Source organism: Pandoraea pnomenusa (assembly GCF_040391475.1).
Taxonomy (GTDB): Bacteria; Pseudomonadota; Gammaproteobacteria; order Burkholderiales; family Burkholderiaceae; genus Pandoraea; species Pandoraea pnomenusa_C.
This window is the reverse complement of the sequence record NZ_JBEBXS010000027.1, coordinates 26,070-39,879: the sequence shown is the minus strand read 5'-3', so window position 1 is coordinate 39,879 and position 13,810 is coordinate 26,070. Positions and strand designations below refer to the sequence as shown.

Genomic DNA, 13,810 nt, shown 5'->3' with positions numbered 1-13,810 from the left:
ACGTCCGGCGCGTCGTGCCGGCGGCAGCCCTGAGCGCCGGGGTGCGGTCTCGCGAAAGCGCGGCGGCACCCCGGCGCTTTTTTGACGACAGCGGATCGACGCCGCGACGTGGCCGGATGCCTCGGCGCGGCGGTGACAAAACGCAAGGAGACACACGAGATGGACGACGTATTGGTACAGCGCGACGGCGCCGTGCAGGTCATCAGCTTCAACCGTGCGCACAAGAAGAACGCGATTACGGCGGCCATGTATTCGGCGCTCGCCGAGGGCATTCTCCAGGCGGAGGCCGATCCGTCGCTTCGCGTGATCCTGATTCAGGGCCACGCGGAAGCCTTCTCGGCAGGCAACGACCTCGAAGACTTCCTGAAGCATCCGCCGACGGACGGCAACGCGCCCGTCTTTCAGTTCCTGTACGCGATCAGTCAGGCGACCAAGCCGATCGTCGCTGCCGTGGCGGGCAACGCCGTGGGCGTGGGCACGACGCTGCTGCTGCACTGCGACGTGGTCTACGCCGCCGAGACGGCGCGCTTCGCGCTGCCTTTTACGCAACTGGGCCTTTGCCCGGAGGCGGCGTCGAGCTGGCTGCTGCCGCGCGTGGCGGGCTACCAGCGGGCGGCGGAAAAGCTGCTCTTCGGCGAGCCGTTCGACGTGAACGAAGCCGTGGCGATGGGGTTCGTCAATCGCGTGGTGCCGGCTGCGGAGCTTACGGCGTATGCGGCCAAGCGCGCCGCCCAGCTTGCCGCCATGCCGGCAGCGTCGTTGCGCGCGACCAAGCAGTTGATGAAGGGCGACAGTGCGCGCGACGTGAACGAGCGGATTCGCGAGGAGGCGCTGGAGTTCGGCAAGCGCCTGATCTCGCCGGAAGCCCGGGAAGCGTTCACGGCCTTCCTCGAGAAGCGCAAACCGGACTTCTCGCAGTTCTCGTAAGTCCTGCCGTTGCCGGGCCGTCCGGCAAAAAAACAAACGCCGCACGTCTCGAATCGAGACGGCGGCATTTTTTGTGCTCAGGGGCAGGGCAGTCCCGCCCGAGGGCAGGGGGAGCCATGCGTCAGGCTCAGCTTGCGGTGTCGAGCTTCGGCAGCGGACGCGGGCGGCGATCTTCGTCGGTCGCCACGTAGGTGACCATCGCCTCGGTGACTTTCACGATTTCGTGCGACAGACGCATGCGCTGCGCATAGGCCTCGACATAGACCGTGATGGAGGTGTTGCCGGTCTTCACGATCGTGGCGTAGAAGCTCAACAGATCGCCCACGAACACCGGCTCCTTGAACAGGAACGAGTTGACGGCAATGGTCGCCACGCGGCCGTTGGCGCGCTGGGCGGCCGGGATCGAACCGGCGATGTCGACCTGCGACATGATCCAGCCGCCGAACACGTCGCCATGGGCGTTGGCGTCGGCGGGCATGGGCATGACACGCAATGCCAGTTCTTTTTCTTCGGGCAGGGCCGTGAGGGCCGGGGTCGGGGTACTCATGATGTTCCTTGCGTGAGCCGGGGAGGCCGCCCGGCGTCGGCTCAGCATGAGACGCCGGGTTCTGCGAAAATACGCCATCAACGATTCTAGCGGAAAGCCCTCGCGCGAGCCGGACGCCGCTCTACCCCATCATGAGACGTTTCACTCCGGCCGAGCCCGCGCCGGCGGCTTCCAGTGCGCCCAGGGCGCCCCGCGGCGACTGGCAGGTCATCAAATCGCTGTTTCCCTACCTGCTCGAGTTTCGCGGACGCGTCACGCTCGCGCTGTCGTGCCTGATCCTGGCCAAGGTCGCCAACCTCGGCGTGCCGATCATCATGAAGCACATCGTCGACGCGCTCGGCCCCGTGGCGACGCTCTCGGCAACGGCGCGCGCATCGAACGATCCCAGCCTCATTGTCGTGGGCGGCCTCGGCATGCTGGTCGTGGCCTACGGGATCGTGCGACTGTCCACGTCGCTCTTCACCGAGCTGCGGGAGATCTTCTTCTCGAAGGTGACGGAAAGCGCCGTGCGGCAAATCGCGCTCAAGGTGTTTCGCCACCTGCATGCGCTCTCGCTACGCTTCCATCTGGAGCGCCAGACCGGCGGCATGAGCCGAGACATCGAACGGGGTACGCGCGGCATCCAGTCGATGATCTCGTACTCGCTTTACAGCATCTTGCCCACGCTCATCGAAGTGGCGCTGGTGCTGGGCTTCTTCGTCGTGCGCTACGACGCGTTCTACGCCATCGTCACGCTCATTGCGCTCGCGTGCTATATCGTCTTCACGGTCAAGGTCACGGAGTGGCGCACGCACTTTCGCCGCACGATGAACGAACTCGACTCGAAGGCCAACGCGCGTGCCATCGACTCGCTCATCAACTACGAGACGGTGAAGTACTTCGGCAACGAGGCGTTCGAGACACAGCGCTACGACGAAAACCTCAAACGCTACCGGGCGGCGGCGATTCGTTCGCAGAATTCGCTGTCCGTGCTGAACTTCGGCCAGCAGGCGATCATCGCGACGGGCCTGATCCTGATTCTCTGGCATGCCACGCAGGGGGTGATGAACGGCAGCATGACGCTGGGCGATCTGGTGCTCGTCAACACGTTCATGCTGCAACTCTATATTCCGCTGAATTTCCTCGGCGTGATCTATCGCGAACTCAAGCAGGCCATGACCGACATGGACCGAATGTTCACGCTGCTCGACGTCAATCGCGAGGTTGCCGATCCGCCGGGTGCGCAGCCGCTCGTGTGCCAGGGCGGCGCGGTGCGTTTCGATCACGTGAATTTCGGGTATGAGGCGTCGCGCCAGATTCTGCATGACGTCGATTTCAGCATTGCCGCCGGAACGACCACGGCGGTCGTCGGCCACAGCGGTTCGGGAAAATCGACGCTCTCGCGCCTGCTGTTCCGGTTCTACGACGTGGGCTTTCCCGGCGAGTCCGCCGGGCGCATCACCATCGACGGGCAGGATATCCGCGATGTCACACAGGACTCGCTGCGCGCGGCCATCGGGATCGTGCCGCAGGACACGGTGCTGTTCAACGACACGATTTACTACAACATCGCGTATGGCAACCCGTCGGCGTCGCGCGAACAGGTGATCGCCGCAGCGCGCGCCGCGCATATCCACGACTTCATCGAAAGCCTGCCGGCCGGCTACGAGTCGATGGTCGGCGAGCGCGGCCTAAAGCTTTCGGGCGGCGAGAAGCAGCGTGTGGCGATCGCGCGCACGATTCTCAAGAACCCGCACATCCTGATCTTCGACGAAGCGACCTCGGCGCTGGACTCCCGCTCGGAGCAGGCGATCCAGTCCGAGTTGCGCAGCATTGCACGCTCGCGTACCACGCTCGTGATCGCGCACCGCCTCTCCACGGTCGTGCACGCCGCGCAGATCATCGTGCTCGACAAGGGCCGGATCGTCGAGCGCGGCACGCACGACGAATTGCTGCGCGCCGAGGGCCTCTACGCCCAGATGTGGGCGTTGCAGCAGCAGCGGCGCAGCGATGAGGGCGATGCGGAGGCGTCGCACTTCGCAACGGTTGTCTCGTGAGGTCGTGAGTTCGGGCGTCGAAGGCAGTCGGGCTGGGAGGCGGAAACGTCGGTAGCTCGGAATGGGGCGAGTTTGTCATCCCGGCGGGCGATTGAGTAGACTAGCGCGCTGACATCGCCGACGCGGGAGCGCCGCATGGAAATCAAATGGCTCGAGGACTTCGTGTCGCTCGCCAAGACGAACAGCTTCAGCCGTTCGGCCGAGTTGCGTCATGTGACGCAACCCGCGTTCTCGCGTCGCATTCAATCGCTCGAAGCGTGGCTCGGCAGCGAGCTGATCGACCGTTCGAGCTATCCCACGCGCCTGACCCCGGCAGGGGAGGTGTTCTACGAGCAGGCGCTGGCACTGCTCTCGCAGGCGCAGGAAGCGCGGGCGTTGCTGCGCGAGCAACGCTCGGCGGATCACTCGGTGATCGATTTCGCCGTGCCGCACACGCTCTCGATGACGTTCTTCCCGCGCTGGCTCAAGACGCTGGAAAAGCGTCTCGGCCTGTTGCGCAGCCGGCTGCGTGCCCTCAACGTGCACGACGCGGCCATGTCGCTCACCGACGGCGGCTGCGACCTGCTGATGTGCTACTACCACCCGAGTCAGCCGCTGCAACTCGATGCGTCGCGTTACGAGATGATCGTGCTCGGTAGTGAGCGCTTTAGCCCCTATAGTGCGCCAACGTCCCAAAAGCGTGCCCGTTTCAAGCTCCCCGGCACGCGCGAGGCACAGGTGCCATATCTCGCCTACACTTCAAACGCTTATCTCGGGCGCATGGCCGATTTGCTGACGGGCGATGCCTCCAGCGGGCTGCATCTGGACAAGGTCTACGAAACGGACATGGCCGAGGCGCTCAAGTCGATGGTGCTCGCCGGCCACGGCGTGGCGTTCCTGCCGGAGAGTGCGGTCGTCGACTCGGTCGCCCGTGGCGAGCTGGTCGATCTCGCGCCGCCCGGCAAGGCGGCGGCGCCCTGGCATCTGGACATGGAAATCCGCCTGTACCGCGACCGGCTGGCCTATACGGACGCGAGCCACCGGCGCGAGCGGGCCAAGCGCGACGCGATCGAGGCGTTCTGGCAGGCCGTGCGGGAGCAGGGTAAGAATTAATCTATGCACAAAATGCATAGATGCATGTTTATTCGGCATTGGATTGTTCTCGAGGGTTTTTTGTAAAGTGCGAGCCATTCGTGTCGCAAGCACGGTATGTGCCTGCGGCGCCGATTGAAGCCGGAGAATCCAACGATGTCTCAAACGTCACATGCCTTGCCTTCCTACCTCGACGCCGAACACCTCGGTCCGTGGGGTAACTACCTCCAACAGGTCGATCGCGTCACGCCCTATCTGGGCACGCTCTCGCGCTGGGTCGAGACCCTCAAGCGCCCGAAGCGTATCCTGATCGTCGACTGCCCGATCGAACTCGACAACGGCACCATTGCCCACTTCGAGGGCTATCGTGTCCAGCACAACACCTCGCGCGGTCCCGGCAAGGGTGGCGTGCGTTTCCACCAGGACGTGACCCTGTCCGAAGTCATGGCGCTGTCGGCCTGGATGTCGGTCAAGAACGCCGCGGTGAACGTGCCCTACGGCGGTGCCAAGGGCGGTATCCGTGTCGACCCGCGCAAGCTCTCTCGCGGCGAGCTCGAGCGCCTCACGCGTCGCTACACCAGCGAAATCAACATCATCATCGGGCCGACGAAGGATATTCCTGCGCCGGACGTCAACACCAATGAGCAGATCATGGCGTGGATGATGGATACCTACTCGATGAACGAGGGTTCCACCGCCACCGGCGTGGTGACCGGCAAGCCGATCTCGCTGGGTGGCTCGCTGGGCCGTCGCGAAGCGACCGGCCGCGGCGTGTTCGTGGTGAGCTGCGAATCGGCCCGCCGACTGGGCATGGACGTGCGCGGCTCGCGCGTGATCGTGCAGGGCTTCGGCAACGTCGGCGGCATCGCTGCGCGCCTGTTCCATGAAGCCGGCGCGCATGTCATCGGCGTGCAAGATCACACGGGCACCATTTTCAAGTCCGATGGCCTGGACGTGCCGAATCTGCTCAAACACGTGGCCGAGACCGGCGGCGTGGGCGGTTTCCCGGCGGCCGAGACCATCAAGGACGACGAATTCTGGTCGCTCGACTGCGAATTCCTGATCCCGGCCGCGCTGGAAAACCAGATTACCGAGAAAAACGCCGACAAGATCCGTGCCAAGGTCGTGGTCGAAGGCGCCAACGGCCCGACGACGACGGCGGCCGACGACATTCTGCGCAGCAAGAATATTCTTGTCGTGCCGGACGTGGTCGCGAACGCCGGCGGCGTGACTGTCTCGTATTTTGAATGGGTGCAGGATTTCTCGAGCTTCTTCTGGACCGAGGAAGAGATCAACCACCGTCTCGAGCGCATCATGCGCGAGGCTTTCGACGGCGTGTGGCACGTGGCCCAGGAACACAAGGTGTCGCTGCGTACCGCAGCGTTCATCGTGGCGTGTACCCGTATTCTGCAAGCCCGTGAAATGCGAGGCCTGTACCCCTGATCGGGCGGTGCTGTCCAGCTAAGTAGTAATACGCATTAATGCGTAAAAACAGAATGTTCGGGGCGATTTACGTCAAAAAAGACGTACGTTCCGAACATTCGAGAATAAAAAAATGGGCAAAGGCAGTGCTAAAATGCATCCGTTTTGTGCCAAGGAGACCAAGGAATGACCCTCTCGAAAATTGCATTGGCGATGTGCTGTGTGGGCCTGGTGGCTGGTGCTGCCCAAGCTCAGGAAAGCGGTACCCTCAAGAAGATCAAGGACACCGGCGTTATCTCGCTGGGTAACCGGGAGTCGTCGATCCCGTTCTCGTTCTATGACAACCAGCACAATGTCGTGGGCTATGCCAACGACGTGGCCATGGCCATCGTGGCCGAAGTCAAGAAAGAACTGAAGCTGCCGAACCTGAAGGTCACGCAGACCCCGATCACGTCGCAGAACCGCATTCCGCTGGTTCAGAACGGCACGATCGATATCGAGTGCGGTTCGACCACGAACAACGCCGAGCGTCAGAAGCAGGCTGCGTTCTCGAACACGTTCTTCATCATCGGCACGCGTTTGCTGACGAAGGAAGGCTCGGGCGTGAACGACTTCCCGGATCTGAAGGGCAAGAACGTTTCCACGACCGCGGGTACCACTTCCGAGCGTCTGCTGCGTGAGATGAACCAGAAGCAGAGCATGGGCATGAACATCATCAGCGCCAAGGACCACGGCGAAGCAGCAATCACGCTGCATCAGGGCCGTACCGTTGCGTTCATGATGGACGACGCACTGCTCGCCGGCGAGCGCGCCAAGTTTGCTGACGCCAAGAAATACAAGATCACCGGCACGCCGCAATCGTACGAAGCCTACGGCTGCATGATGCGCAAGGACGACCCGGCCTTCAAGAAGGTGGTGGACAAGGCTGTCGCCGAGTACCAGCTGTCGGGCCAGGCGAAGAAGGACTACGCCAAGTGGTTCGAACAGCCGATCAAGGCACTGCCGGGCAATCCGAACATGGACTTCCCGCCGTCGGCTGAAATGCTTGCCCTGTGGAAGTCGCCGAACGACAATGCTGACGTTCAGCCTGCCAAGTAAGTCTTACCGGGCAGGTAGTTCGCTGAAGATTATCAGCGCTGCATGTGCGTAATGCCGAAGCGGAAGGAGTCATTCCTTCCGCTTCTTTTTAAGCAAGACAAGTAGAAAAAGGGGAGATCATGGCTCTCGGTCTCGATTTCGGTTTTTTCCTCCAGCCGGTGGCTACCGGTGAGGACACCACCTACCTCGGGTGGCTGCTCTCGGGTCTCAAGCTAACGCTTGAGGTCGGCCTCGGCGGCTGGATCATTGCGCTTGTCGTCGGCTCCGTGCTCGGCGTGATGCGCACCGTTCCTAACAAGTGGATATCCGGCTTCGCGACGGCTTACGTCGAGTTGTTCCGCAATATCCCGCTGCTGGTGCAGTTGTTTTTCTGGTACTACGTGGCTCCCGACTTCCTGCCGGAAGGGGTGCGCCAATGGCTGTTCTCGCTGAATCCGGCAAGTGTCTCGCTGCTCACCGGTGTGGTCGGCCTGGGGCTGTTCACGGCCGCACGTGTGTGCGAGCAGGTGCGCTCCGGTATCAATTCGCTGCCCAAGGGTCAGAAGAATGCCGGTCTGGCCATGGGCCTCACGCTGCCGCAGACGTACCGTTTCGTGCTGCTGCCGGTGGCCTTCCGGGTCGTGATCCCGCCGATCACGTCGGAATTCGTCAACATCTTCAAGAACTCGGCCGTGATCTCGACGGTGAACTTGCTCGAACTGACCGGTCAGGGCAAGCAGCTCATCGATTACACGGCACATAGCTACGAGTCGTTCATCGCCGTGACGATCGCGTACATGATCATCAACATCGCGGTGCTGGTGCTCATGCGCTTCATCGAAGCCAAGACCCGCCTGCCGGGCTACATCGGGGGCAAATAATGGGTGAGATCTTCGCATGGGGCGGCGCCATCGACGCAGCGCCGCTGCTCATCAAGGGCATGGTCACCACGCTGCAGATCACGGTGCTCGCCGTGATCGTCGGCATCGTCTGGGGCACCTTGCTCGCGATGATGCGTCTGTCGGGCGTGACGGTGCTGAAATGGTTCGCGGATCTCTACGTGAACGTGTTCCGCTCGATCCCGCTGCTGATGGTGCTGCTGTGGTTCTTCCTGATCGTGCCGCAAGTGCTGCGCTCGTTGCTCGACGTGCCGCCGACGTGGGACATCCGGATGGTCTCGGCACTGGTCGCCTTCTCGCTGTTCGAGGCGGCGTATTATTCGGAAATCATTCGCGCGGGTATCCAGAGCGTGTCGCGTGGTCAGATGTCGGCCGCGTTTGCGCTCGGCATGTCGTACTGGCAGGCGATGGGCCTCGTGGTGCTGCCGCAGGCGTTCCGCAACATGGTGCCGCTGCTGCTCACGCAGGGCATCATCCTGTTCCAGGACACCTCGCTCGTGTACGCGATCGCCTTGGCCGACTTCTTCGGCATGGCGTATCAAGTGGGCCAGCGTGACGGTACGCTGCCTGCCATGATTGTGTTTGCCGGAGCGGTCTACTTTGTGATCTGCTTCACGGTTTCGATGTTGGTTAAACGTCTTCAAAAGAGGTTGGCGAAATGATTTCCCTCAAAAACGTCTCCAAGTGGTACGGCCAGTTCCAGGTGCTCACGGACTGCTCCACTGAGGTCAAGAAGGGTGAAGTCGTGGTGGTGTGCGGCCCGTCGGGTTCGGGCAAGTCCACGCTCATCAAGACCGTCAACGGTCTGGAGCCGATCCAGCAAGGCGAGATCATCGTCGACGGCACCTCCGTGGCAGATCCGAAGACGAACCTGGCCAAGCTCCGCTCGCGCGTGGGCATGGTGTTCCAGCACTTCGAACTGTTCCCGCACCTGTCGATCACCGAAAACCTGACGCTCGCGCAGGTCAAGGTGCTCGGCCGCAACAAGGACGCTGCACGCGAGAAGGGCCTGAAGCTCCTCGATCGCGTGGGTCTGACGGCGCATGCGCACAAGTTCCCGGGCCAGCTTTCGGGTGGTCAGCAGCAACGTGTGGCCATCGCCCGTGCCCTGTGCATGGACCCGATCGCCATGCTGTTCGACGAGCCGACCTCGGCACTCGACCCGGAAATGATCAACGAAGTGCTCGACGTGATGGTCGAACTGGCCCAGGAAGGCATGACCATGATGGTGGTCACGCACGAAATGGGCTTCGCCAAGAAGGTCGCGAACCGCGTGATCTTCATGGATCAGGGCATCATCGTCGAAGACGACAACAAGGACGAGTTCTTCGCGAATCCGAAGTCGGATCGCGCCAAGGACTTCCTGGCCAAGATCCTGCACTGATCGTTGTCAGCGGCGCAGTAAAAAAGCGTGCCCTCGGGCACGCTTTTTTTATGTCCGCAGCCGAAGCCGTGGACCTCGCGCGACGGCCGCTTACAGGCAGGCCGTGTTCTGCGCGTTGCGCAGGCGAACCGCTTCCGGGATCGGGACGACCGTGCGCAGTGTCGGCATTCCCTTTTCGAACAGGATCAGCTCGCCCGGCTCGAAGGTCGTCCAGACTTCGTTGTCGGTGAGCGGGGCGGTGGCGATCACGGCGACGCGGTCGGCCGGGGTGGTGAATTTGGCGAAGTCGATTTCCCAGTCGGCGTCGATCAGGTGCGCCTTCGTGAACGGCCACTGGCGCGCGATGAAGTGCAGACGCGTCGAGCAATGAGCGATCAGTGCCTGGCCGTTCGAGAGCACGAAATTGAATACGCCGTGGCGCGTGATCGTACGGGTGATGTCCTCGACCGCGTGAAACAGTTCGTCGAGCGGCGGTTGCGAGCCGGGGAAGCGCTTGCGCAGGCCCTGCATGATGTCGCAGAACGCGCGCTCGCTGTCGGTTGTGCCCACCGGTTGATAGACGCCGGAGAGGAACGGGTCGTAATCGTGCAGGTCGCCGTTGTGGGCAAAGATCCAGTGGCGTCCCCAGAGTTCGCGCTGGAACGGATGGCAGTTCTCCAGCTCAACGACCCCTTGCGTCGCCTTGCGAATATGCGCGATGACGTTCTTGGACTTGATCGGGTACTTCTTCACCAGTTCGGCGATGGGCGAGTTGGCCGCGGCCTGATGGTCGATGAACAGGCGGCAGGCCTTGTCCTCGAAAAACGCGATGCCCCAGCCGTCGGCATGACTGTCGGTGCCGCCGCCGCGCGCCGCGAAACCGGTAAATGAGAACGTGATGTCGGTCGGTTCCGCGCAGTTCATCGCGAGAAGTTGGCACATGGGGCGGGCAAATCGATGATTGGCTGCGCACGTCGTGTCGGAGCGCCGCAACCGTTACAATATGGGGTTGCACAAGGATAGCACCGGCCCCTGTGCACGTACATTCCCCGCCCATCGAGTCCGTCGCGCCGACGCGTCACCGCGCCGCATCGTTCTCATCGGGCGAGGTGCTTCCCCCGCCCCCGGAAAACGCCCATGACCACCGAACTGACCATCACCCGTCCCGATGACTGGCACCTGCATGTGCGCGATGGCGCCGTGCTCAAGAGTGTGCTGCCCGACAGCGCCCGCCAGTTCGGCCGCGCGATCATCATGCCGAACCTCAAGCCGCCGGTAACCACGCTGGAACTCGCCGAGGCCTATCGCGAGCGCATTCTGGCGGCGCGTCCGGCCGGCAACACGTTCGAGCCGCTCATGACGCTGTACCTGACCGACAACACGCCGGCCGACGAGATTCGTCGTGCGAAGGCGTCGGGCATCGTGCACGGTGTGAAGCTGTACCCGGCCGGCGCAACAACGAATTCGGACGCCGGCGTGACCGATCTGGCCAAGTGCCGCGGCGCGCTCGAAGCCATGCAGGAAGTCGGCATGCCGCTGCTGGTGCACGGTGAAGTGACGAGCGCCGACATCGACATCTTCGATCGTGAAAAGGTGTTCATCGACAAGGTGATGTCGCCGCTGCGCCGTGATTTCCCGGGCCTGAAGGTGGTGTTCGAGCACATCACGACCAAGGACGCCGCCGAGTACGTCGCGAGCGCCGAAGGCCCGATTGCTGCCACGATCACGGCCCATCACCTGCTGTACAACCGCAACGCGATCTTCACGGGCGGGATCCGTCCGCATTACTACTGCCTGCCGGTGCTCAAGCGCGAAACGCATCGCGAAGCGCTGGTGAAGGCCGCCACCTCGGGCAGCACCCGCTTCTTCCTCGGCACCGACAGCGCACCGCACGCACGCGGCGTGAAGGAAGCCGCCTGCGGTTGCGCGGGCTGCTACACGGCGCTGCACGCGGTGGAGTTGTATGCCGAGGCGTTCGACAAGGCCGGTGCACTCGACAAGCTGGAAGGCTTTGCCAGCTTCCACGGCCCGGACTTCTACGAACTGCCGCGCAACACCGACAAGATCACGCTGGTGCGTGAAGACTGGGAACTGCCGGCCGAGCTGCCGATGGGCGACGCCACGGTGGTGCCGCTGCGTGGCGGCGAAGTCATCGGCTGGAAGCTCAAGGGGTGAGTCTGACGGGGGCCTCGCCGGTGCAGGTGCTGGCGCCCGAGCCGGTTTGCCCGGTGTCCGGCTTGCCGGACATCGACTGGGCACACCCCTGGTTCGGACCGGTCGCGCATCCGGGGCAGGGGGCGCTGGCCCGCGGCGATTGGCGAAATGCCCTCTCGGCGCAGGCTGCCTCTGCCGGGTTGACGAGCGGACTGGGGCGCCCGCTCCGGTTCGTCGCGCAAGACGATTTGCCCGCCGGTACGGCGTATGAGGCGTTCATTGCCGAGTCCGGCGGCGTGCCGACGCGCCACAATCTGCACGACTTCTTCAATGCGCTGATCTGGCTGACCTTTCCGAAGGGGAAGGCGGCCCTCAATCGGCGTCAGGCCACGGCCATTGCGCGCGACGGCGTGCAAGCGACCCGTGGGGCAACGCGCGACGCCGCAACGTTGTTCGACGAGAATGCCGTGCTTTTCGCCTGCAGCGACCCCGCGCTGAGCGCCGCGCTGCGGGCATTCGACTGGCGGACGCTGTTCGTCACGCGCCGTGCCGAGTGGGGGCGCGCCTGCGAAGTGCAGCCGTTCGGGCACGCGCTGCTCGAAAAGCTCGTCGCACCTTACAAGTCCGTGACCGCGCATGCCTGGATCGTGGACGTCCCCGAAACCTACTTCGACGCGGAACCGGCAGCCCGTCGTGCGTGGCTCGACGATGAGATCACGCCGGTGCTCGCCAGTGCGTTGCTTACCACGCGCGACTTCGCGCCGCTGCCGGTTCTGGGCGTCCCCGGCTGGTGGCCGGAGAACGACGATCCCACGTTCTACGCGGACGCGACAGTTTTCCGCCCGGGGCGTCGACGCCAACCATCGGCCTGAGGCCATTGTCGGCAGGTCGGTCGCAATGTGCCCGATCCCCGCGACCGCGTCCGGGCAACGACCGCGGTGCGCGTGATACACTTCGGCCCGCAGAGTCGGCCAGACAATCGCCGCCTCCCTTTGGGAGGGGGAGGAAAGTCCGGACTCCATAGGGCAGGGTGATGGCTAACGGCCATCCGTCGTGAGACGCGGAACAGGGCAACAGAGAACAGACCGCCGATGGCCCCTGGCGAAAGTCAGGGGATCAGGTAAGGGTGAAACGGTGCGGTAAGAGCGCACCGCGGCGTGCGGCAACGCACACGGCACGGTAACCTCCACCCGGAGCAATTCCAAATAGGCAGGTGAACGGCATGCGCCTCGTGCGTGTGTCGGCAACGGGGCCCCCGGGAGCCTGCGGGTAGGAAGCTTGAGCGGCGTAGTGATGCGTCGCCTAGAGGAATGATTGTCAGGCGCGGCGCGAGTCGCGTTCACAGAATCCGGCTTATCGGCCGGCTCTGCATCCCAACAAAATGCAAAAGGCTCCCGATGGGAGCCTTTTGTGCTTCTGGCAACGTCACGTCGCGACCGCAAGTGCGGCCTGCGGCTGGCGTTCAGCCTTCCACGATCTCGACGCTGTGCGTGATTTCCGCCGTCTTGGCGAGCATGATCGACGCCGAGCAGTACTTGTCGTGCGAGAGCGTGACGGCACGCTCCACGGTGGCGGGGTTCAAATTGCGGCCCGTGACCGTGAAGTGGAAGTGGATCTTCGTGAAGACCTTCGGATCTTCGCTGGCACGATCGGCCTTGAGCGTGACGCTGCAACCCTTCACTTCGGCGCGGCTCTTCTTGAGAATCAGCACCACGTCGTACGCCGTGCAGCCGCCCGTGCCGACCAGCAGCATTTCCATCGGACGCGCTGCCTGGTTGTGACCGCCGCCTTCCGGCGCGCCGTCCATGGCGACGATGTGTCCGCTGCCCGTCTGCGCGACGAAGGCCATGCCGTCCTGCCCCATCCAGCTAACCTTGCATTCCATATTTTGAAACCCCGATATCCCATTCAAGCAAAAATTGTAGCGGCTTCCGCAAACCTGCGTACGACGCCGCTTGCAACCGTCGGCCGTCGTCAATATCGGGCTCGGTTGCTGCATCGCAATATTGGCGCTTTTTTGATCGCATTTTCAGGGGGATAAACCCTAAATTTAGGCGTTCGACTCTATCGATAGGCGAATGTGAGACGTTATTTGTTGCATAACCATTTGATTTTTATGGAATTTAATTGGTTTTGCGTGCAACTTTTGCATTTCATATCGTGATGTCGTATTTCGCACTATAAATTTTCTTGCGTCGCACCATTGGCTTTGCTACACTTCAGTCATTGGTTGTTGTGCTTCACAGCAACGCTGCAAGTGTCTCCTCCACCCTCCTCCTTTGGTGGATTTAACCCGGACCCCTTGAGGTTCGGG

13 protein-coding genes and 1 other RNA gene are annotated in these 13,810 nt (G+C 62.7%); 11 read left to right on the top strand and 3 right to left on the bottom strand.

Annotated features, from left to right (window positions below):
• Positions 1-159: 159 nt before the first annotated feature.
• Complete coding sequence (locus tag ABWO90_RS21550) at positions 160-927, top strand: enoyl-CoA hydratase (RefSeq protein WP_353193265.1); 768 nt, start codon at positions 160-162, stop codon at positions 925-927.
• A gap of 127 nt (positions 928-1,054) precedes the next feature.
• On the opposite strand, the gene ABWO90_RS21545 is transcribed toward ABWO90_RS21550, so the two are convergent.
• On the bottom strand, positions 1,055-1,474 hold the full coding sequence (locus ABWO90_RS21545; protein ID WP_353193264.1) for an acyl-CoA thioesterase: 420 nt from the start codon (positions 1,472-1,474) through the stop codon (positions 1,055-1,057).
• Between the two features lie 131 nt (positions 1,475-1,605).
• Between ABWO90_RS21545 and ABWO90_RS21540 the strand changes: the two genes are divergently transcribed.
• The 7 genes from ABWO90_RS21540 to ABWO90_RS21510 all read left to right on the top strand — a co-directional run bounded on the left by ABWO90_RS21540 (position 1,606) and on the right by ABWO90_RS21510 (position 9,363).
• Positions 1,606-3,510: an ABCB family ABC transporter ATP-binding protein/permease gene (locus ABWO90_RS21540; protein WP_353193263.1), complete on the top strand. Its 1,905-nt coding sequence runs from the start codon at positions 1,606-1,608 to the stop codon at positions 3,508-3,510.
• A 135-nt stretch (positions 3,511-3,645) separates the two neighbouring features.
• On the top strand, positions 3,646-4,602 hold the full coding sequence (locus tag ABWO90_RS21535; protein ID WP_353193262.1) for a LysR family transcriptional regulator: 957 nt from the start codon (positions 3,646-3,648) through the stop codon (positions 4,600-4,602).
• A gap of 135 nt (positions 4,603-4,737) precedes the next feature.
• The gene (locus ABWO90_RS21530; RefSeq protein WP_353193261.1) at positions 4,738-6,024 is read left to right on the top strand and encodes a Glu/Leu/Phe/Val family dehydrogenase; all 1,287 of its coding nucleotides are present in this window, start codon (positions 4,738-4,740) and stop codon (positions 6,022-6,024) included.
• 165 nt (positions 6,025-6,189) lie between these two features.
• On the top strand, positions 6,190-7,101 hold the full coding sequence (locus tag ABWO90_RS21525) for a glutamate/aspartate ABC transporter substrate-binding protein (protein WP_353193260.1): 912 nt from the start codon (positions 6,190-6,192) through the stop codon (positions 7,099-7,101).
• Between the two features lie 119 nt (positions 7,102-7,220).
• Positions 7,221-7,961 (top strand): amino acid ABC transporter permease, encoded by a 741-nt coding sequence (locus ABWO90_RS21520; RefSeq protein WP_353193259.1) that lies wholly within the window; start codon positions 7,221-7,223, stop codon positions 7,959-7,961.
• Entirely contained in the window at positions 7,961-8,641 is a 681-nt protein-coding gene (gene gltK, locus ABWO90_RS21515) for a glutamate/aspartate ABC transporter permease GltK (protein ID WP_023597506.1), read from the top strand. The genes ABWO90_RS21520 and gltK overlap by 1 nt, the downstream gene beginning before the upstream one ends.
• Positions 8,638-9,363, top strand: coding sequence for an amino acid ABC transporter ATP-binding protein (locus tag ABWO90_RS21510; RefSeq protein ID WP_353193258.1), 726 nt, complete (start codon positions 8,638-8,640; stop codon positions 9,361-9,363). Before gltK ends, ABWO90_RS21510 begins: the two co-directional genes overlap by 4 nt.
• A gap of 90 nt (positions 9,364-9,453) precedes the next feature.
• Here the strand turns inward: ABWO90_RS21510 and ABWO90_RS21505 are convergent, their stop codons facing one another.
• Positions 9,454-10,284, bottom strand: coding sequence for a class II glutamine amidotransferase (locus ABWO90_RS21505; RefSeq protein ID WP_353193257.1), 831 nt, complete (start codon positions 10,282-10,284; stop codon positions 9,454-9,456).
• A 195-nt stretch (positions 10,285-10,479) separates the two neighbouring features.
• Here ABWO90_RS21505 and pyrC point away from each other — a divergent pair, with 195 nt between their 5' ends.
• The 3 genes from pyrC (at position 10,480) to rnpB (ending at position 12,868) form a co-directional block, all read left to right on the top strand.
• Entirely contained in the window at positions 10,480-11,517 is a 1,038-nt protein-coding gene (gene pyrC, locus ABWO90_RS21500) for a dihydroorotase (protein ID WP_353193256.1), read from the top strand.
• Positions 11,514-12,368, top strand: a complete 855-nt coding sequence (locus tag ABWO90_RS21495; protein WP_353193255.1) for a DUF3025 domain-containing protein — start codon at positions 11,514-11,516, stop codon at positions 12,366-12,368. The genes pyrC and ABWO90_RS21495 overlap by 4 nt, the downstream gene beginning before the upstream one ends.
• 91 nt (positions 12,369-12,459) lie before the next feature.
• An RNA gene (gene rnpB, locus ABWO90_RS21490) (RNase P RNA component class A) lies at positions 12,460-12,868 on the top strand.
• 90 nt (positions 12,869-12,958) lie between these two features.
• Here rnpB and ABWO90_RS21485 read toward each other — a convergent pair.
• The gene (locus ABWO90_RS21485) at positions 12,959-13,381 is read right to left on the bottom strand and encodes an OsmC family protein (protein WP_353193254.1); all 423 of its coding nucleotides are present in this window, start codon (positions 13,379-13,381) and stop codon (positions 12,959-12,961) included.
• Positions 13,382-13,810 lie beyond the last annotated feature (429 nt).

Excerpts from the sequence above, each read along its gene's own strand:
- ABWO90_RS21550 (WP_353193265.1), top strand. The coding sequence starts at position 160 with ATGGACGACGTATTGGTACAGCGCGACGGCGCCGTGCAGGTCATCAGC.
- ABWO90_RS21545 (WP_353193264.1), bottom strand. The coding sequence starts at position 1,474 with ATGAGTACCCCGACCCCGGCCCTCACGGCCCTGCCCGAAGAAAAAGAA.
- ABWO90_RS21540 (WP_353193263.1), top strand. The coding sequence starts at position 1,606 with ATGAGACGTTTCACTCCGGCCGAGCCCGCGCCGGCGGCTTCCAGTGCG.
- ABWO90_RS21535 (WP_353193262.1), top strand. The coding sequence starts at position 3,646 with ATGGAAATCAAATGGCTCGAGGACTTCGTGTCGCTCGCCAAGACGAAC.
- ABWO90_RS21530 (WP_353193261.1), top strand. The coding sequence starts at position 4,738 with ATGTCTCAAACGTCACATGCCTTGCCTTCCTACCTCGACGCCGAACAC.
- ABWO90_RS21525 (WP_353193260.1), top strand. The coding sequence starts at position 6,190 with ATGACCCTCTCGAAAATTGCATTGGCGATGTGCTGTGTGGGCCTGGTG.
- ABWO90_RS21520 (WP_353193259.1), top strand. The coding sequence starts at position 7,221 with ATGGCTCTCGGTCTCGATTTCGGTTTTTTCCTCCAGCCGGTGGCTACC.
- gltK (WP_023597506.1), top strand. The coding sequence starts at position 7,961 with ATGGGTGAGATCTTCGCATGGGGCGGCGCCATCGACGCAGCGCCGCTG.
- ABWO90_RS21510 (WP_353193258.1), top strand. The coding sequence starts at position 8,638 with ATGATTTCCCTCAAAAACGTCTCCAAGTGGTACGGCCAGTTCCAGGTG.
- ABWO90_RS21505 (WP_353193257.1), bottom strand. The coding sequence starts at position 10,284 with ATGTGCCAACTTCTCGCGATGAACTGCGCGGAACCGACCGACATCACG.
- pyrC (WP_353193256.1), top strand. The coding sequence starts at position 10,480 with ATGACCACCGAACTGACCATCACCCGTCCCGATGACTGGCACCTGCAT.
- ABWO90_RS21485 (WP_353193254.1), bottom strand. The coding sequence starts at position 13,381 with ATGGAATGCAAGGTTAGCTGGATGGGGCAGGACGGCATGGCCTTCGTC.